Consider the following 17,198-nt stretch of genomic DNA (forward strand, 5'->3'; position numbering starts at 1 on the left):
GTCGCCATAGTACTTGCAATCCCGATGCCACGTCCGGGCCCTGTCAGGGCCTTGAAAAAAGGGCCGGACCCCGTTTGGCGGAGCCCGGCCCGGAAGTTCGCCGTGAAGCGATCTGATCCTGGACTAACCGATGAGGGACAGAGCCATCCTCGGCAGGGAGTTCGCCTGTGCCAGCATGGACACTGCGGACTGGGTCAGGATCTGGTTGCGCACGAATTCGGTCATTTCCGTTGCCACGTCGACGTCGGAGATGCGGGATTCGGCGGCCTGGACGTTCTCGGCCTGGATTTCCAGGACGGTGACGGTGTTTTCCAGGCGGTTCTGGAGGGAACCCAGGTTGGCGCGGATCTTATCCTTGGAAATGATCGCGTTGTTCAGGACGTCCAGGGTCTGCTGGGCGAGAGCCTGGGTGGAGATGGAACGACCTGCGCCGGTTCCGGCGGCGGCGAGGCCGACGCCCAGAGCGGACGCTGTGGCGTTGCCGATCTCGATGTAATAGTAGTCTTCCGCGCAGTCGTTACCGGTACCGAAGTGGACCTTCAGTTCGCCGGTGGACTTGAGAGCGGTGCCGGAGTGGGTTCCGGACAGGCTGCCGTTGAGCAGGTAAATGCCGTTGAAGTCGGTGGAGTTGGCGATACGGGTGATTTCCGAAGCCATGGCCTGGAACTCGGAGTCGATGATCAGGCGCTGGTCGGAGTTGTAGGTACCCGTGGCGGCCTGCATGGCCAGTTCCTTCATACGGATCAGCTTTTCATCGATAACGCCGAGGGCGCCGTCAGCCGTCTGGATGAGGGAGATGGCGTCGTTGGCATTACGAATGCCCTGTTGCAGGGAGCTGATGTCGGCGCGCATCAATTCGCGGACGGCCAGACCGGCGGCGTCGTCGGCTGCCGTGGTGATGCGCAGACCCGAAGACAGACGCTTGGTGGACGTTTCCAGAGCGCCGTAGGATTCACCCAGGTACCGGGCTGCACTCATCGCCATCAAGTTGTGGTTGATAACCAGAGACATAATTTCCTCCTTGAAATTGTTTTGGCTTCCATGCCTAGGTCGCATCCCGGCGTGATACGGTTTTTGCCGGGTAAACCTACTTTTGTTGCACTACTCATCGTCCTTGGGTGGAAAAACTTTAGGTTGGGTGAACGATTTTTTTAGGCTCTGAACATTGGCGCGAAGATTATGGAGAATGCCGAGAAAAATTGATTTTCACGCACCAGGGCAAAGGGGGCGGCGAGAACCGGGCCGCAGCAGGAGCAGTGGTCGTTGCTTCGCGATGGAAGTGGAATGAAAACAGGTAGTTGGGGCTGAATCTAGCCGAAGGTCCGACGCATGATGTCCAGGAGCCGCGTCAGGCGGTGCGCGTAGGTGTGTTCGGCCAGGATGCGCTCGCGGGCCCTGCGGCTGACGGAATCCCTTTGGTTCGAATCTCCCAGAAAATGATCGATGAGATCGGGAATTTCTCCCGGCTCCCGGTAGGTGATCGCCTCGGTGCCGGGGTCGAAGAGGCTTTCCATCTGCTCCCGGTAATCCGTGATCAGGAAGCCGCCGCAGGCGGGCACGTCGAAGACGCGCTGGTTGACAGCGCCGGGCATCTGGCGGCTGGTGCAGTTGAAGTTGACCTTGGTGAGCGGATAGAAGCGGGGCAGGTCCGCATAATAGTCCAGCGGCGGAAGATGCCGCCAGCCTGCGTCGCTGGGCAGGAGTTCCCCCCATCCGGGGTCGCCCACGATGAGCGGCGCGAAGGGCAGGGTCTGCCGCACGCAGGCCAGCCGGTACTGGCGGGTGGCTTCCCAGGTGAGCAGGGATTCGCAGGCCAGCCGGTTCTCTCTCTCGTCCAGTCCGGCCACGGCTTTTTGCCAGTCCGGCCTGTGGCGGGCGAGGAATCGGTCCACGCGGTTCTCTCCGGACTCGCCGAACGCGCGGGCCACGTCCTCGTATTCCTCCAACAGCCGGGACGGCAGTCCTGCTCCGGCCAGGCTGCGGGCCACCGGGGCCGTCATGGAATTGCCCACGAACGAGACGTCGCACGCCCACTCCGGATTCCCCGCGGCTGCCGATCCGGTCCGGAACCGTTCCGGGTCCGTGGCCAGGGGGAGGTGGTGGACGTTGGCAAAACCCTTTTCCCGCAGCTGGTCCAGGTTGTCCGCGTCAAAGGTGAAGAGCACGGTGTTGCCGGTGCCGGGGTGGGCGTAGTCGAAAAGGATGAGATGGGGGTTGTCCACGAACCAGGAGGCCAGGGGCAGTCCCAGGTCGTCCAGCAGCCCGGCCAGCTTGCCCTCGCGGTCCAGACCGAAGTGGTTGACCGTGAGCGCGAAGTCGGGCCGGAAGTCGATGACCGCCTTGAGCAGGGTCTCGATGAATTCGTTGCTGCCGGTCTCCAGGTCGTCCAGGTGTATGGTCCGGTGGGCTGCGCCGAGCCGGTCAAGACCGGCGTGGATTTCATCGCACAGGAAGTAGCTGGAATCGAAGAACAGGATTTTCGGGTTCTCGGAGCGGAATTTCGGGTACCGGGCCAGGGACCAGAAGTCCGTGCGCCCGGCCGCCTTCACGGTCTCGTTCAGGGCTCCGTAGTACTGCCTGTCCAGGCGGGGGTAGAGCGGCATGACCACCGGATGCAGGATCTGGTTTCCCTGAGTTTGCGCCCATTGCGCGATGCGGTCGAAGGCTGCCTTCGGGTCCGGGTCGTCCACCCACAGGACGGTTGGCCGCCCTTGGGCGGATTCTTTGGCTCCGGTCAGGGCGAGCAGCGGGGTTTCCCTGTCCACCACGGCCACGGGCAGACCGCGTTGCAGCAGTTTTTCCAGGCAGTGGCCCAGTCCCGAGCCGATGAGCACGGGCAGGGTATCGGGCGGCACCTCGGCCGCCAGGGCCGCTTCTCTATCCAGCCCGGCCCGGCCCCAGAGGTGCCAGGTCTTGCCGTTGACGCGGATGCGTACGTCGGCCAGGGAATCGTCCCGGATAACGGGTTCTGCTGTGTAGTCGCCGGAGGTCATGTTTGTCCTGTGTACTGCATCCGGGGCGGGCCAGGCAAGATGTTGTTCCGGAATGGAGAAAGGGCCGCGCCGGAAAATCGGCGCGGCCCTGTTCACTACATATTATATGGGAGACTACTCGGAGCCGAACAAGCCCTTGATGGCGCCGCCGACGGATTCCGCGCCGCCCTTGGTCACGTCTTCCACGGCCTTGCTTGCGCCTTCCACGGCCTTGCCGAGCTGCTGCTGCAGCTCCTTGCCGAACTGGGTGACGGAGCCGGAAACGCCGCCGGTCATCTCGGCCAGAATCTGGGAGAACGCCTCGGCCGGGGAGGTTTCCTTGTCCTTGCCGATGTCCTTCAGGTGGATATCGGGCATGTCGATGCCCACGCCCTTGTCGCCGAAGACCTTGAGCAGGGAGCCGCCCACGTTGATCTTGCCGTTCTTGACGATGAAGTTGTTGATCACGATCTTCTTTTCCGAGCCGGTCTCCGTGGCCGTGTCCCCACCGGCGGGCTTGTCGGCCTTTTTCTCTCCGGCAACGGTCTGCTTGATGTTGTTGACGATGGTCTTGAAGTTGTCGGTGGAGCCCTTCTTCTCGTAGCTGATCACCGGGCCGTCGACGTAGATTTCATCGATGACGATGGTGTCCGTGGTCAGGGAGTCGGTCACCACGGAGACGCGGATGGTGTCGCATTCCACGGCGCTGGGCATGGAAAAGCCCTTGGGGTTGCCAAGGAAGAAGTCGTCCAGGGAGCCGGAGCCGGACAGGACCGAGATGTCGGCCGAGCCGAGGCGCACCTCGGTCTTGGTGATGGGCGGGCCGTATTTTTCGACTGCGGTCTTGATCAGGCCGCCGAGGTTGAGGACCACTAGGACGACAAGGGCAATGACGGCGGCAATGACCACGCCGGAGCCGATGAGGATGATTTTTTTCATGTGAGTCTCCTTTGATAAACGCGATTTGTTCCTGGTTTTATTATCGTATCCGGTCGGTCAGGGCAATGCGGTTGGGTGAAAATTCAGGGAAGTTTGGGAAAAGACGGGTCGGCGAAGTACCGCATGGCGTCGGCTGACGTCCCGGACAGGCCTGCGTCCATGGACGGTCCGCTTTCCGGCAGGTCGGGCTTTTCCCCTTCATATACCGTTCGTTCCAGCCTCCTGCACAGATCGGCGGCCTTGTCGGCAGCCTGGTTCATCATGTCGGGGATGGCCCCGGATGCGGCTTTGCCCGTCACCGGGTGGCGGAAACTCACCTCGTCCCGGAGCCGGTCTGCCTGGATCATGAGCTGAGGGGCGTAAAAAAGGGCGGCGATCTCCCTGGCCGAGTCGGGGAGCACGGGCATTAACGCGAAGAGCAGCCGGGCCAGGGCCTTGACCGGGTAGGCCGCCTGAAATCCTGCGTGGATGCGGAAGGCGGAGCGCAGGCCTTTCCGGGCCTTGCCCGCAGAGATGCCTGCCAGGTCCGCCAGTTTGCCCATGGGCAGGGCGTCGAGGAGGCCGGGCCCCGCGGATCGGAGCAGGTGGCGGATCAGGAAGAGCGGGCGACCGAGCATCTCCGGACAGAAGAGCATGTCCATCAAAGATTCCAGGGCGCGGTGGTGCTGGCGGGCCAGGGTCTTTTCCTCGGGTTTGTCCGCGTAATAGTGGCCGGACAGGTGCCAGACCAGGGGGTGCATGGCCGCGTCGGCAAACAGGTGGGAGACCATGCCCACCAGCAGGGCGGAGGCCAGGTCCCGGTCGTCGCAGACAGCCGCATGCCCGGCCTGGATGCGGACCAGCCCGTATGTGTCCTGGCCGTCTGCCCCGTGCAGCCAGTCGGCCAGGGCGGCCAGGGGGCGACCCGCCTCGGTCACGCCGTAGAACAGGACGTCGTGAAAGACCGCGCCCAGCAGGAGGCCCGGCGTGTTCCGGGAAATGGACGGACCGAAGCGCGTGTCCGCCAGCCTGTCCGCCGTCTGCATGGCGACCTTGAAATGAATGAGATCCTTGGGCATGGTGCGTCCGTTCGGTGTTCGTTTTTCGGTATGGTACGTGATATCGGCCGCGAGGCAAAGCAAACTTCACGAGAAAAGGATTGAACATGGTGAAATACCTCATCAACCAGCGGTACGAGGTCGGTGAAGCCGATTCGCGCAGGGAGTTCGGCAAGGGCGAGAAGCGCGAGGACTACGCCGATGCCTGGCAGGATACCGGCAATGTCGTCCTCGTCGGCCTGCGCGGTGCGGGCAAGGCGGAGCTGGCCCGGCTGCTCGGCGAACGCACCGGGCTCGAGGTGATCACGCCCGAGACCACGGACCGGGCCGTGGAGGCCCTCGAGCCGGGCGGCAGGGTCGTGGTCCTGGACGATTCGCTGGTGGAGCACGCGGATGTGCAGCCCCTGATTCACGGCGCGGGCAAGGTCTTCTATCTCATGGCCGACACCCGGCTGCTGTCTGGCCGCGTGGCCGGGCGGGATTCGGTCGAGGACGAGGAGGGGCTGTGGCGGGAGATGTCCGCCCGGCTGGCGCGCATGGAGCCGGTCTTCTATTCCGTGCTGCATTTCATCCTTCATGCGGCGCAGCCCCCTGAGGAGATGCTCGGGGACGCCCTGGAGAAGATCGGTTACTAGGCGGGTCGACTGCGGGCGCGTTGGTGACAGCATCGCCGGATTGGGGTAAGCAGAAGTCCGATCAACGACATCTATACTATGGAGTAATATACATGCCGGAAAAGAAACTCAGGGTCGACTTCATGGCCATGACCCCCGATGCCCTGTCCCTCATCTACGCCGCGTTCCGCCAGTGCTACCACGCCGGTTTCGTGGCCGACATGTGGCCCAAGCTCCTTTCCGGCGAGATCGATCCGCAGGTCCAGGCCGACTTCGTGTCCAAGACCATGGAGTCCGGCCACGACAGTCCCATCGAGCACGTGTCCATGACCTTTGCCGTCGAGGGCATTTCCCGGGCCTGCTCCCACCAGATAGTGCGCCATCGCATCGCCTCCTATTCGCAGCAGAGCCAGCGGTATGTGGCCGAGAACGACATGGAGTACATCCTGCCCCCGGCCATCGCCAAGATTCCCGAGGCCCGGGAGCGTTTCGAATCCTTCATGGCCGAAGTGCAGAGCGCCTACACCGACCTGCGCGACATCCTGGTGGCCCACGGGCGCAAATCCAAGGCCAACGAGGACGCCCGTTTCGTCCTGCCCCAGGCGGCTGAGACCAAGATCGTCATGACCATGAACTGCCGCAGCCTGCACCACTTCTTCCACCTGCGCTGCTGCAACCGCGCCCAGTGGGAGGTCCGCGCCGTGGCCGACCGGATGCTCGCCATCTGCAAAGATAAGCTTCCTGCTATATTTGCCAATGGCGGAGCACGGTGCGAGCAGCTGGGTTATTGCCCGGAATCGCCGAAATTCGCCTGTGGCAAGTACCCTGTGCGAGAAAATCTGGCTTAATTTTTTTCCAAAGGCTGGGAGATTTTCCTACCCCTCAGACACCGCGCGTTTCTTGGCGATTGTGTGTCATTCTTGTTTTATTCTTGATTTTCAGCTGGTTGAAGGTGTTCAAAATGACAACCCGGTTGCAACCCTTGGGAACCGGGGGTTTTTGCCCTCTGTTGGCACCCCGAAATGAGCCCTTGAACCGAGTGGGAATGGCTATTAGTTATATTAAATAAATAAATCAGGGTGGTTAGGTGGCAAAATACCATTTTTTTCATCTGGTGGAAAAATCATACTTGTCACAAAAAAATGTCAATGGAAAAGGAAATTAGTGTAATTTTGACTATTGTTGACTAAGTTGGATTTTAAACTGTTTAAAAAATTTTCAACAACTGTTGATAACTGACACTTCTAGAAAAATGCTAGAGCCGGGGAACCCTTGTAACACGGTTGTTTCAATGGGCTGGGGAGGAAAAGGTGCCCAGTTGGCGGGTTTTGTTATAAATCCTTTTGTTTCAGCACGTTATCTCTGCGGCATGCTGTCAATAACCTGGGCCCTGCTTTGGGCTCGAATTTGGAATACGCGAATTGTTGTTTGTGCTGTGATAAACTATCTCCCACTCCATGGTCGATACTGTCTGGAAACAAATTCTGCACTCACTGGAAAAGAGCCTCAACCCCGGTCTCTTCACTGTCTGGATCAAGCCCCTCGGCGGTCGCGTGGACAGCGGGAGGCTGACGCTGACCGCACCCAACGAGTTCGTGGCCAACTGGGTCCGGGACCGGCTTCTTCAGGTCATCCGCGAGTCTGCGGCCGAGGTTCTCGGCGGCGAGCCGCGCATTACTATTGAAGTGCAGGCCAGGAAGGTCGAACTGAAGGATGCCAAGCCGGCGGGCAATAAACCTGTCGCCAGGGAGAAACGGAACCACCATCTCGGGTTGCCCCTGGATCATTCCCCGAAACCCATCGTGGCACCCCATTGGCGGTTCTCCTTCGACGACTTCGTCGTCGGTCCTTCCAACGAGCTGGCCTGCGCCGCCAGCAAATCCATCAGCAACTCGATTTTCAATTCCGATCATCTTTTCCTGAGTTCCGGAGCCGGTCTGGGCAAGACCCACCTGCTTCAGTCCGTGGGCAACGCCCTGTGCAACTCCGCCAACCGCAAGAATATCAGGGTGGCCTGCCTGTCGTCGGAGGAGTTCGCCACGCGCATGGTCCTGGCCATCAAGGCCCGCCAGGTGGATCAGTTCAAGGCCCAGTTCCGCGAGGGCATCGACGTCCTGCTGCTTGAGGACGTGCACTTCTTCCAGGGCAAGGAAAAGATGCAGGAGGAACTGCTCTGCACCATGGGCGCGTTGCGCGACCGGGGATGCAAGGTGGTCCTGACCAGCTCGTTCATGCCCAAGGAGTTTTCCGGCGTGGACGACCGCCTGGTCTCCCGTTTCTGTTCAGGCTTCATGGCCCACATCGACCGTCCCGACATGGAGACCCGCCGCCGCATCGTCATGGACAAGGCGCGCAGGCTCCAGGTGAACGTGCCGATCGAGGTCTCGGAACTTCTGGCCGAGAGGATTACCATGGACATCCGCCAGTTGGAGAGCTGCCTGAACAACCTGGTGCTCAAGGCGCGGCTGCTCAACCGTGCGGTGACCATGAACCTGGCCTGGGAAGTGCTGGAAAACTACGCCGTGCAGAACGCGTCCCCGGGATTTGCGGACATCATAGATTTCATCTGCAAGAGCTACAGCCTGTCCCATGACGAGCTCAAGTCCAAGAGCCGCAAGCGGCAGGTGGTCCTGGCCCGCAACACCGCCTTCTATCTGGCCCGGATGCACACCGAACTGTCGCTCAAGGCCATCGGCGAGCGGCTGGGTCGGCGGCATTCCACGGTGCTCAAGGGCATCACCAAGGTGGAAAGGGAAATTTCCATGCAGACGCCCCTCGGGCGGCAGATACAGAATACGGCGGAACGGCTGACTCCGTAATTGCGCCCCCCACATGTTCTCCCGGAGCCGCAGAGCATCAGTCACATGATCCGCGCGGTTCCGGGAGATCTTTTTTGACCGGCCTTCGGGCCGGTTTTTTCATGTCGAAACGAGTGTGGGCGGATTGTCCGGCCTAAGGGCGGGGCTATTCTTCGGGCGTGCCGAATCCGCCGCCGCCGGGCGTCTCGATGCGGATGCGGTCGCCTTTGTTCAGGCTGCGGTGGAATTTGCCGGGCAGCGGTTCCGGGCCGGTTCCGGTGATGAGGACGTTGCGTCCCGGCTGCCCGGGCTCGCCCCCGGCGGTTCCGGGCGCGCCACGCTTGCGCCGTTCCGAAAGAACGGTGACGTCGCAATCGGTGAGCAGTTCCACGTCGCGGACCATGCCATCACCGCCTGAGTGACGTCCCCTGCCGCCTGTGCCGCGCAGGACGGCATATTCCCGCACCCGCATGGGGTAGGCGTATTCCAGGGCCTCCACGGGCGTATTCAGGGTGTTGGTCATGTGGGAGTGGACCCCGGATTCGCCGTCCGCCTCGGGGGACGCCCCCATGCCGCCCGCCAGGGTCTCGTAGTAGGCGAACGGCTTGCCCTCCGCCTGCCCGCCGATGGTCAGGTTGTTCATGGTCCCCTGGCTGGAAGCGGGGACAGCGTCGGGCATGGCCAGGGACAGGGCGCCGAGGATGACGTCCACGGTGCGTTGGGAGGTCTCCACGTTGCCGCCCGCCACAGCGGCCGGGAACCGGGCGTCCAGGATGGAGCCGGGCCGGGTGACGACCTCTATGGGGCGCAGGCAGCCCGCGTTGGCCGGTATGTCGCGCCCGGCCAGGGAGCGGAACACGTAGAGCACGGCGGACAGGGTGATGGACCGCACCGCGTTGACCGATCCCCGGACCTGGTCGCCGCTGGCGGAAAAATCGAGCCGGGCCGAGTCTCCGGCCACGGTCATGTTCAGCCGGATCGGGATGGCCTCGGCTCCCATGCCGTCGTCGTCCAGGAAATCCTCATATTCGTATTCGCCGTCCGGGATGTCCTTGACGGCCTGCCGGGTGACGCGTTCGGAGTAGTCCATGAGGGCCCGCGCGTATGCCGTGCAGGTGTCGAGTCCGTATTTGTCCACGCACTCGGTCATGCGCCGGACCCCGGTCACATTGGCCATGAACTGGGCCGCAAAGTCGCCCTCGCGCTCAAGCGGGGTGCGCACGTTGTTCAGGATCAGCCGCATCAGCTCCCGGTCGGTCTCTCCTCGGCGGACGATCCTGACCGGTGGAATGATCAGCCCCTCCTGGAAAAGCGAGGTGGACAGGGGCATGGACCCGGCGGCCATGCCGCCCACGTCCGCATGGTGGGCGCGGTTGGCCACGAAGAAAGACGGCGTGTCCTTTCCTTCGGCAAAGACCGGAGCCACGATGGTGATGTCCGGCAGGTGGGTGCCGCCCTTGAACGGGTCGTTGAGCATGGCCATGTCGCCGGGCGCGAATCCGCCTTCCTCCTCCATGGCCGCCATGGCGGCCTTGACGGACAGGGGCATGGACCCCAGGTGCACCGGGATGTGCGCGGCCTGGGCGATCATGTCGCCTTGCTCGTCGAACACGGCGCAGGACAGGTCGCGGCGTTCCTTGATGTTGGGGGAAAAGGCGGTGTGGGTCAGGGTGACGCCCATCTCCTCGGCAATTGACGCAAAGCGGTTCTTGAAGACTTCGAGGAGGATGGGACTGATCTGCATGGTGTGTCCGGGGCTATTCTTCGCGCAACGCTTCCAGTCGTTTCTTGGCCTCGACAGGGTCCAGGCCCCGCTTGCGGGCGATCTGTTCCAGGTTGTCCTCGGCATCCGAGGGGCGAACGTAGACGGGCTCGATGGGGTCGTTGAAATAGGTGGCCGCTTCCGCCGCCTTGAGCAGGATTTCCGGGGTGGGATTGTCCCAGGTCTCATCGAGCAGGGTATGGCCCGGACGAGCCGTGGCGAGGTCCGCGAAGAACTCGGGGTTCTTGCGCAGCCCGGTGCCCAGGAGCAGGCCGGTGTCGCCGTGCTCGCCGATGCGTTCGGCGGCCTCGTCCAGGGAGAGGGAGGCCAGGGGAGCGATCTCCGTCATGGAGCGCGCGGCAAAAGACTGGGAATAGACCAGGCCGCGACGGGCGTAGGTCAGTACGTGCAGCGGGCCGTCGGCAAGTTGCGCGGGGCCGGAAGCGAGCAGGGGCAGGTAGTCCAGGCCCGCGAGGGGGACGTCGAGCCCGGCGGCCAGCCCTTCGGCGGCGGCCAGGACTAGCCTGAGGCCGGTGAAGCTGCCCGGGCCGCGCACGCAGGCGATGCGGTCGAGAACGGTGGGGTCCACGCCGAATTCGTCCAGCACGGCGTTCAGGCCGGGGACCAGGAATCGGACGGACTGGCCGGGCACGGTCCACTGGCGCGAGGCGAGCAGGATGAAGCCGTCCGGTCCGGGTTGGCCCAGGACCAGCTGGAGCCGTTCCTCGGCCCCGGCCATGACGAGCAGGAGGTCCTTGACCGGGCGTGTCTTGGGGATGGCCATGACCCGACTCCTAGGACAGCAGTCTGCGGACGTCGTTGAAGATGGCCAGGCTCATGAGCAGCAGCAGGACGAGCAGGCCCACGCGCATGGCGCGGCCCTTCCACTTTTCGCTCAGGGGGCGGCGGACGACCATCTCCAGGGCAAAGAACAGGATGTGCCCGCCGTCCAGCACGGGGATGGGCAAAAGATTGATGATGGCCAGGTTGATGGAGATGATGGCCATCATGCCGAGCAGGTCGAAGATGCCGGACTCGGCGGACTTGGAGACCATCTGGGCGAGCATGATCGGGCCGCCCACATTCTCCACCGGGATGAGGCGCTCGATGATGGATAAAAAGCCCTTCACCACCACTGCGGACATGTTCCAGGTGTGGTAGAGCGCGGCGGTCATGCCGGTGCCTTCCACGGGCTCGAAGCGGACCTGGCCCGACTGGTTGATGCCCACCATGGGCACGGTCACGGTCTCGCCGAACAGGTTGGTGTAGGAGTTGACCATGGGCGTGACGGTCAGGGTCAGTGTCTCTTCGCCCCGGTCAACGGTCATGGTCAGGGGACGGCCTTCGGCGGACCGGATGGTCTCGACCATCTGGCTCCACGAGTCGATGGGAGCGCCGTCGATGCCGGTGATCAGGTCGTCCTTGGCAAATCCTGCGGCGGCGGCAGGGGAGTCGGGCAGGACCCCGCCCACAACGGGCAGGACCACGGCCTGTCCCTGGCTCATGGCCAGGAACCAGTAGATGAGGAAGGCCAGCAGGAAGTTGAAGAACGGACCGGCGGCCACCACGCACAATCGTTGCCATGCGGGACGGTTGGAAAAGAGCTGGTCGTCGGGGAAGTCGGCTTCCTCCTCCCCCTGTTCCCCGGCAAGGGCCACGTAGCCGCCCAGCGGGATCAGGGAGAGTTTGTAGTCGGTCCGGCCGGAGGTGACCCCCGCCAGTTTGGGGCCGAAGCCCAGGGAGAAGGCCTTCACGCCCATGCCGAACAGGCGGGCGATGGTGAAGTGGCCCAGCTCGTGGAAGAAGATGAGACCGCCGAGAACGACGACGATGGCGACAATGCTTGTGATCATGTTTTCCTCTTGGGCCGTCGGTTTGGGTCGACGGCTCGGAACAGTATAAGCACTTCCGGCCGTTTGGCTAGAGGGCGGCTTGGGCTTCCCTGTGCGTCTGCGCGTCCAGGGCCAGCACCGCCTCGGGGGTGGAAACGTCCACGGCCGTGTGGCGGCCCAGTGCGTCTTCGATCATGGCCGGGATGTCGAGGAAGCGGATCGTATCGGCCAGGAAGGCGGCAACGGCCACTTCGTTGACCGCGTTGAGCACGATGGGATGGCTTGGTCCGGCCGCGTAGGCCTCGCCCGCCAATCGCAGGCAGGGGAAGGCGGTCAGGTCCGGCTGCTCGAAGGTCAGGCTGCCCACTTCGGCCAGGTTGAGCTGCGGCACGTCCACGGCCACCCGGTTCGGGTAGCACATGCAGTGGGCGATGGGCACCTGCATGTCGGGCAGGCCGAGATGGGCCAACTGCGAGCCGTCCACGTATTCCACCAGCGAATGGATGATGGATTGGGCGTGGACCACCACGTCCACCCGCTCCGGGGGCAACCCGTACAGATGGCATGCCTCGATCAGTTCCAGCCCCTTGTTCATGAGGGTGGCGGAGTCGATGGAGATTTTCGCGCCCATGTCCCAGTTGGGATGGTCCAGGGCCTGGTCCCGGGTGACGGTCTCGAGAAATCTGCGGTCGCGTCCCCGGAAGGGACCGCCCGAGGCGGTCAGGATGAGCCGCTTCAGCTCTTTCTCGCGGCTGTGACCGGCCAGCCCCTGGAACAGGGCGTTGTGCTCGGAGTCCACGGGCAGGATCACGCTCCCGGATTCCCGACAGGCCCGGCGGATGATGTGGCCGCCCAGCACCAGTGATTCCTTGTTGGCCAGGCAGATCATCTTGCCTTTTTTCGCGGCGGCCAGGGTGGGACCGAATCCTGCGGCTCCCACGATGGCGGAAAGCACGAGGTCGGCTTTCTCCAGACCGGCCAACCGCTCGTAGCCTTCCGGGCCGATCAGGGTCTCCGGCCTGTAGTCAGGCGGCAGGTGGTCGAGAAATTCCTTGCGGGCGCGGTCGTCGAGCAGGCAGGCGTATGCGGGCCGGAATTCGGCGCACAACTCGGCCAGCTTCCTGCCGTTGCGGCCTCCGGCCAGGGCCGTGACCGTGAACAGGTCCGGGTGCTTGCGCATGACCTTGAAGGCGGAGTCGCCGATGGAGCCGGTGGCGCCGAGAATGGTCACGGCGCGCGGAAAGCCGGGTAGTGCGGCGGTCGCGGGCCAGGACGAGATGTAGGATTTCACAGCCGACTCCGGGCCCTAGCGGAAGAAGGGGTGGAACATGGCGACCAGCGCGTAGGCGGGCGTGACCAGGAGCAGGGAATCCACGCGGTCGAGCAGGCCCCCGTGGCCCGGCAGGATGGAGCCGGAGTCCTTGATGTCCAGTGAGCGCTTGATGGCGGATTCTAGGAAGTCGCCCATCTGGGCGGCCACGTTGAGCAGGCCGCCGAGGAGAATCCACTTCCACAGGGCCACTTCCGGCAGGCCGAAGGTCTCACCGTAGACCGTGACCCCCAGGGCGCATGCCGTGAAGCCGCCTATGGACCCGGCCCATGATTTCTTGGGGCTGATGCGGGGCCAGATTTTCCTTTTGCCCCACAGGCTGCCCGCGTAGAAGGCCGCAGTGTCGGACACGGCCGCAGCGCCGATGATCAGGAGTATCTCCATCCGGTCCATGGACAGGAAGAAGTGGAAGTTCATGGGGATGTATATGAGGCCGACCAGGAAGATGGCGGCGTGGCGGTACGAGGCGGAGGTGTCCCGGTTGTAGCGGACCAGGAAGATGAACCCGGACGCCCAGAATGCGGCCAGCAGGATGGCGCTGGGGTAGCGGACGTCGCCGGTGGTGAATGCGCCGAGCAGCAGGAAGGTGAAGGCCGCGCCCAGGGATTTGAAGGCGGTCATGTGCCGCACCGGGCGGAACATGGAGTAGAATTCCCACAGGGTCAGTACGCAGAAAAGGGAGAGAACCGTGAACAGCACCCAGCCCTGGAAGATGAGGGCCAGTGCCGGCAGGACGGCCAGCACTATGCTGGTGGCGATTCGTTGTTTATGCGGGGATATTTCCATGTGTGATTTCAGCGGTTACCTGTGGTTGCGTGATGGACGCGAGTCCACTTTGTGTACGCTAAATAGGGAACGGGGGCAACATATCTGCGGCGAATCATGGCCATCGGTATTTCAGCTTTCCGCCATCTGGTCGCCGGTCCTGCCGAAGCGGCGTTCCCGGGCGCTCAGGGAGTCGATGGCCTTTTCCAGCTCCTCGGGCGAGAAGTCGGGCCAGTAGACGTCCGTGAAGTAGAATTCGGAGTAGGCGCACTGGAAGAGCAGGTAGTTGGACAGCCGAAGCTCCCCGCTGGTGCGGATGATCAGATCCGGGTCCGGCTGGCCTGCGGTCCACAACTCGGCGGCGAAGGCTTCTTCGGTGATGGCCTCCGGGGCGGTCCCCTTGGCGGCCAGGTTCCGGGCCGCGCGCAGGATCTCGTCCCGGCCCGAGTAGTTCAGGGCCAGGTTGAGCGTCATGTCCGTGCATGCCTTGGTCTGGCGCATGACGTGCTTGAGCACCTGGCGCACGGCCAGCGGCATGCCGTCGATGTCGCCCAGGACCCTGAGCCGGATGCCCTGCTCCTTGAGCGACTTCTCCTCGCGCGTGAGGAAGGTGGTCAGCAACTCGAACAGGGTCTTGACCTCTTCCTTGGGGCGCGCCCAGTTTTCCTTGGAAAAGGTATAGAGCGTGAGGTGCCTGACCCCCAGTTCGCGGCAGCGCGTCACCACGGCGCGGGCCGCTTCGGTCCCGGCCTTGTGGCCGTCGGTCCGTTTCAGCCCGCGCTGTTTGGCCCACCTGCCGTTGCCGTCCATGATGATGGCTATATGGGTGGGAATGGTATGCATCGACAAGAGCGGAACCCTAGATTTCCAGGATTTCCTTTTCTTTCTCGGCCAGAACCGAGTCGGACTGCTTGACGAAGTCGTCGGTCAGCTTCTGCACGTCGGACTCGCCTTTCTTCTTTTCGTCTTCGGAAATGTCCTTGTCCTTCTCCATGGCCTTGAGGGAGTCGTTCAGGTCGCGGCGAACGTTGCGGATGGCGACCTTGCAGTCCTCGGTGTACTTCTTGGCCACCTTGACCAGGTCCCGGCGGCGTTCCTCGGTCAGCGGCGGGATGGAGATGCGGATGATCTTGCCGTCGTTGACCGGGTTCAGGCCGAGGTCGGAGGTCATGATGGCCTTTTCCACGGAGCCGAACGCGCCCTTGTCCCAGGGCTGGATGGTGATGGTCTTGGAGTCCGGCACGGACACCGAGGACAGCTGGCTGATGGGCGTGGGCGTGCCGTAGTAGTCCACCACGATGGAGTCAACCAGGGAGGTGGTGGCGCGGCCCGTGCGCAGCTTGGAAAATTCCTTTTCAAGGGCGGTGATGGCCCCGGCCATGCGTTTCTTTCCGTCGTCGAGTAGCGTTTTCATTTTATTCTCCTTGGACAGTCGTTCCTATGTTGTCGCCGTTGGCGGCCCTGCGGATGTTGCCTTCCTCGTGCAGGTTGAAGACGATGATCGGCAGGTCGTTGTCGCGGGCCATGGAAATGGCGGTGGAGTCCATGACGCCGAGCCGCTTTTCCAGGGTCTCCATGTACGTGACGGTCTCGTATCTCACGGCGTCGTCGAACTTCGCCGGGTCCTTGTCGTACACGCCGTCCACCTTGGTGGCCTTGAAGATGGCGTCGCACTTGAGTTCCAGGGCGCGCAGGGCGGCCGCCGAATCCGTGGTGAAATAGGGGTTGCCCGTGCCTGCGGCGCAAATGACCACGCGGCCCTTGTCCATGTGCCTGAGCGCCCGGCGGCGGATGTACGGTTCGGCAACGTCCGCCATCTGCAGGGCGGTCATGACCCGGGTGTCGCAGCCGTTCTTTTCCAGGGCGTCCTGCACGGCCAGGGCGTTCATGACCGTGGCCAGCATGCCCATGTAGTCGCCCTGTGCGCGGTCCATGCCCTTGGCAGAGGCGGCCATGCCCCGGAAGATGTTGCCCCCGCCGATGACCAGTGCCATCTGCAGCCCGGTGGCGGCCACTTCCGCGATCTCCTTGGCGAACTGGCCGATGGCCTCGGGTTCGATGCCGAACTGCTGGTCGCCCGCCAGGGCCTCGCCGCTGAGTTTCAGTAAAATACGCTTATATTGTGTGCTGCTCATTGTGTTCCCTGCGTGTCGTTTGAATATGGTGAAACGATCTCGCCCAAAGGCGGTATCACATTTCAGGCCGCCGATAAAGGCCAGAGTGATGCGGTGCTCCAAAAAAACGGGCGTTTGAGGTCGGCTGCCTGCCTTGCGTCAACGCGGCTCGCAGCCCAAAAAAAACGGGCCGTGCGGCCCGTTTTTTTCATATCGGTCTTGGTCTTATTCGGTCTTGTCGCCGAGAGCCAGACGCTGGAAGCCGGCCACGGCGGCACCGCCCAGGATGTCCTTGACCTTCTTCTTGTCTTCCTTGATGAAGGCCTGCTCGATGAGGCAGACTTCGGAGTAGAACTTGCTCAGGCGGCCGGAGACGATCTTTTCGGCGATGTTTTCGGGCTTGCCCTCGTCCATGGCCTGCTTCATGTACAGGGCCTTTTCCTTTTCCAGGACGTCAGCGGGCAGCTCGTCGGAAGCGATGCACTGCGGGTTCATTGCAGCCACGTGCATGGCCACGTCCTTGGCCAGGTCCTCGTCGCCGCCACCGGTCAGTTCGACGATGACGCCGAGCTTGTTGTTGGTGTGGACGTAGACGCCGAGCACGCCGTCGGTGGTGATCTTGGCAAAGCGGCCGACACCCATGTTCTCGCCGAGCTTGGCGATGAGGTCGGTGACGTCGGCCACGTCTGCGGGCAGGTCGTCGGCGTTGCCGGTGGTCACGTCCAGACCGGCGATCTTCTCGGACAGGGCTGCGGCAAAGGCCTTGAAGTCGTCGCCCTTGGCAACGAAGTCGGTCTCGCAGAGCAGCTCGGAGATGACGGCGGTCTTGCCGTCTTCGGAAACGTAGGGAGTGACCAGACCCTCGGAAGTGGCGCGTCCGGCCTTCTTGGCGGCCTTGGACAGACCCTTCTCGCGAAGGTACATGACGGCTTTTTCGTCGTCGCCGCCGGACTCAACCAGCGCTTTCTTGCAATCCATCATTCCTGCGCCGGTCTTCTCGCGCAGGGCTTTCACTTGTGCAGCGGAAATAGCCAT

General features: G+C 62.9%; 16 protein-coding genes. 3 read left to right on the top strand and 13 right to left on the bottom strand.

The window, feature by feature from the left end; genetic code table 11:
* Window positions 1–123: 123 nt before the first annotated feature.
* The 4 genes from OO730_RS14760 to OO730_RS14775 all read right to left on the bottom strand — a co-directional run bounded on the left by OO730_RS14760 (window position 124) and on the right by OO730_RS14775 (window position 4,969).
* A complete protein-coding gene (locus OO730_RS14760; RefSeq protein ID WP_264982242.1) occupies window positions 124–1,011 on the bottom strand; it encodes a flagellin N-terminal helical domain-containing protein in 888 nt (295 codons plus the stop codon).
* Between the two features lie 299 nt (window positions 1,012–1,310).
* Entirely contained in the window at window positions 1,311–2,993 is a 1,683-nt protein-coding gene (locus OO730_RS14765) for a CgeB family protein (RefSeq protein ID WP_264982243.1), read from the bottom strand.
* A 114-nt stretch (window positions 2,994–3,107) separates the two neighbouring features.
* Window positions 3,108–3,911, bottom strand: coding sequence for a hypothetical protein (locus tag OO730_RS14770; protein WP_264982244.1), 804 nt, complete (start codon window positions 3,909–3,911; stop codon window positions 3,108–3,110).
* Between the two features lie 83 nt (window positions 3,912–3,994).
* The gene (locus OO730_RS14775; RefSeq protein WP_264982245.1) at window positions 3,995–4,969 is read right to left on the bottom strand and encodes a zinc dependent phospholipase C family protein; all 975 of its coding nucleotides are present in this window, start codon (window positions 4,967–4,969) and stop codon (window positions 3,995–3,997) included.
* A gap of 86 nt (window positions 4,970–5,055) precedes the next feature.
* Here OO730_RS14775 and OO730_RS14780 point away from each other — a divergent pair, with 86 nt between their 5' ends.
* From OO730_RS14780 to dnaA, 3 genes are all read left to right on the top strand, one after another.
* Window positions 5,056–5,583, top strand: a complete 528-nt coding sequence (locus tag OO730_RS14780; protein WP_264982246.1) for a nucleoside/nucleotide kinase family protein — start codon at window positions 5,056–5,058, stop codon at window positions 5,581–5,583.
* Between the two features lie 92 nt (window positions 5,584–5,675).
* Window positions 5,676–6,410, top strand: a complete 735-nt coding sequence (gene thyX, locus OO730_RS14785; RefSeq protein ID WP_264982247.1) for an FAD-dependent thymidylate synthase — start codon at window positions 5,676–5,678, stop codon at window positions 6,408–6,410.
* 609 nt (window positions 6,411–7,019) lie between these two features.
* Window positions 7,020–8,381 (top strand): chromosomal replication initiator protein DnaA, encoded by a 1,362-nt coding sequence (gene dnaA / locus OO730_RS14790; protein ID WP_264982248.1) that lies wholly within the window; start codon window positions 7,020–7,022, stop codon window positions 8,379–8,381.
* Window positions 8,382–8,526: 145 nt separating this feature from the next.
* Here dnaA and OO730_RS14795 read toward each other — a convergent pair whose 3' ends face one another.
* The 9 genes from OO730_RS14795 to tsf all read right to left on the bottom strand — a co-directional run bounded on the left by OO730_RS14795 (window position 8,527) and on the right by tsf (window position 17,198).
* Window positions 8,527–10,104, bottom strand: coding sequence for a hydantoinase B/oxoprolinase family protein (locus tag OO730_RS14795; protein ID WP_264982249.1), 1,578 nt, complete (start codon window positions 10,102–10,104; stop codon window positions 8,527–8,529).
* A gap of 13 nt (window positions 10,105–10,117) precedes the next feature.
* Window positions 10,118–10,906 (bottom strand): tRNA (adenosine(37)-N6)-threonylcarbamoyltransferase complex dimerization subunit type 1 TsaB, encoded by a 789-nt coding sequence (gene tsaB / locus OO730_RS14800; RefSeq protein WP_264982250.1) that lies wholly within the window; start codon window positions 10,904–10,906, stop codon window positions 10,118–10,120.
* A gap of 10 nt (window positions 10,907–10,916) precedes the next feature.
* Window positions 10,917–11,975: an RIP metalloprotease RseP gene (gene rseP / locus OO730_RS14805; RefSeq protein WP_264982252.1), complete on the bottom strand. Its 1,059-nt coding sequence runs from the start codon at window positions 11,973–11,975 to the stop codon at window positions 10,917–10,919.
* A 67-nt stretch (window positions 11,976–12,042) separates the two neighbouring features.
* On the bottom strand, window positions 12,043–13,245 hold the full coding sequence (gene dxr / locus OO730_RS14810; protein ID WP_264982253.1) for a 1-deoxy-D-xylulose-5-phosphate reductoisomerase: 1,203 nt from the start codon (window positions 13,243–13,245) through the stop codon (window positions 12,043–12,045).
* 15 nt (window positions 13,246–13,260) lie between these two features.
* On the bottom strand, window positions 13,261–14,070 hold the full coding sequence (locus OO730_RS14815; RefSeq protein ID WP_264982254.1) for a phosphatidate cytidylyltransferase: 810 nt from the start codon (window positions 14,068–14,070) through the stop codon (window positions 13,261–13,263).
* Window positions 14,071–14,181: 111 nt separating this feature from the next.
* Window positions 14,182–14,892, bottom strand: a complete 711-nt coding sequence (gene uppS / locus OO730_RS14820) for a polyprenyl diphosphate synthase (RefSeq protein WP_264982255.1) — start codon at window positions 14,890–14,892, stop codon at window positions 14,182–14,184.
* Between the two features lie 16 nt (window positions 14,893–14,908).
* Window positions 14,909–15,463, bottom strand: coding sequence for a ribosome recycling factor (gene frr / locus OO730_RS14825; protein WP_264982256.1), 555 nt, complete (start codon window positions 15,461–15,463; stop codon window positions 14,909–14,911).
* A gap of 1 nt (window position 15,464) precedes the next feature.
* Window positions 15,465–16,184 (bottom strand): UMP kinase, encoded by a 720-nt coding sequence (pyrH, locus tag OO730_RS14830; protein WP_264982257.1) that lies wholly within the window; start codon window positions 16,182–16,184, stop codon window positions 15,465–15,467.
* A gap of 204 nt (window positions 16,185–16,388) precedes the next feature.
* Window positions 16,389–17,198: a translation elongation factor Ts gene (gene tsf / locus OO730_RS14835; protein WP_264982258.1), complete on the bottom strand. Its 810-nt coding sequence runs from the start codon at window positions 17,196–17,198 to the stop codon at window positions 16,389–16,391.

This window comes from Pseudodesulfovibrio portus (genome assembly GCF_026000375.1).
GTDB lineage: Bacteria > Desulfobacterota > Desulfovibrionia > Desulfovibrionales > Desulfovibrionaceae > Pseudodesulfovibrio > Pseudodesulfovibrio portus.

Excerpts from the sequence above, each read along its gene's own strand:
- frr (WP_264982256.1), bottom strand. The coding sequence starts at position 15,463 with ATGAAAACGCTACTCGACGACGGAAAGAAACGCATGGCCGGGGCCATC.
- tsaB (WP_264982250.1), bottom strand. The coding sequence starts at position 10,906 with ATGGCCATCCCCAAGACACGCCCGGTCAAGGACCTCCTGCTCGTCATG.
- pyrH (WP_264982257.1), bottom strand. The coding sequence starts at position 16,184 with ATGAGCAGCACACAATATAAGCGTATTTTACTGAAACTCAGCGGCGAG.
- tsf (WP_264982258.1), bottom strand. The coding sequence starts at position 17,198 with ATGGCTATTTCCGCTGCACAAGTGAAAGCCCTGCGCGAGAAGACCGGC.
- OO730_RS14780 (WP_264982246.1), top strand. The coding sequence starts at position 5,056 with ATGGTGAAATACCTCATCAACCAGCGGTACGAGGTCGGTGAAGCCGAT.
- OO730_RS14765 (WP_264982243.1), bottom strand. The coding sequence starts at position 2,993 with ATGACCTCCGGCGACTACACAGCAGAACCCGTTATCCGGGACGATTCC.
- dnaA (WP_264982248.1), top strand. The coding sequence starts at position 7,020 with ATGGTCGATACTGTCTGGAAACAAATTCTGCACTCACTGGAAAAGAGC.
- OO730_RS14770 (WP_264982244.1), bottom strand. The coding sequence starts at position 3,911 with ATGAAAAAAATCATCCTCATCGGCTCCGGCGTGGTCATTGCCGCCGTC.
- OO730_RS14815 (WP_264982254.1), bottom strand. The coding sequence starts at position 14,070 with ATGGAAATATCCCCGCATAAACAACGAATCGCCACCAGCATAGTGCTG.
- OO730_RS14795 (WP_264982249.1), bottom strand. The coding sequence starts at position 10,104 with ATGCAGATCAGTCCCATCCTCCTCGAAGTCTTCAAGAACCGCTTTGCG.
- rseP (WP_264982252.1), bottom strand. The coding sequence starts at position 11,975 with ATGATCACAAGCATTGTCGCCATCGTCGTCGTTCTCGGCGGTCTCATC.
- uppS (WP_264982255.1), bottom strand. The coding sequence starts at position 14,892 with ATGCATACCATTCCCACCCATATAGCCATCATCATGGACGGCAACGGC.
- thyX (WP_264982247.1), top strand. The coding sequence starts at position 5,676 with ATGCCGGAAAAGAAACTCAGGGTCGACTTCATGGCCATGACCCCCGAT.
- OO730_RS14775 (WP_264982245.1), bottom strand. The coding sequence starts at position 4,969 with ATGCCCAAGGATCTCATTCATTTCAAGGTCGCCATGCAGACGGCGGAC.
- OO730_RS14760 (WP_264982242.1), bottom strand. The coding sequence starts at position 1,011 with ATGTCTCTGGTTATCAACCACAACTTGATGGCGATGAGTGCAGCCCGG.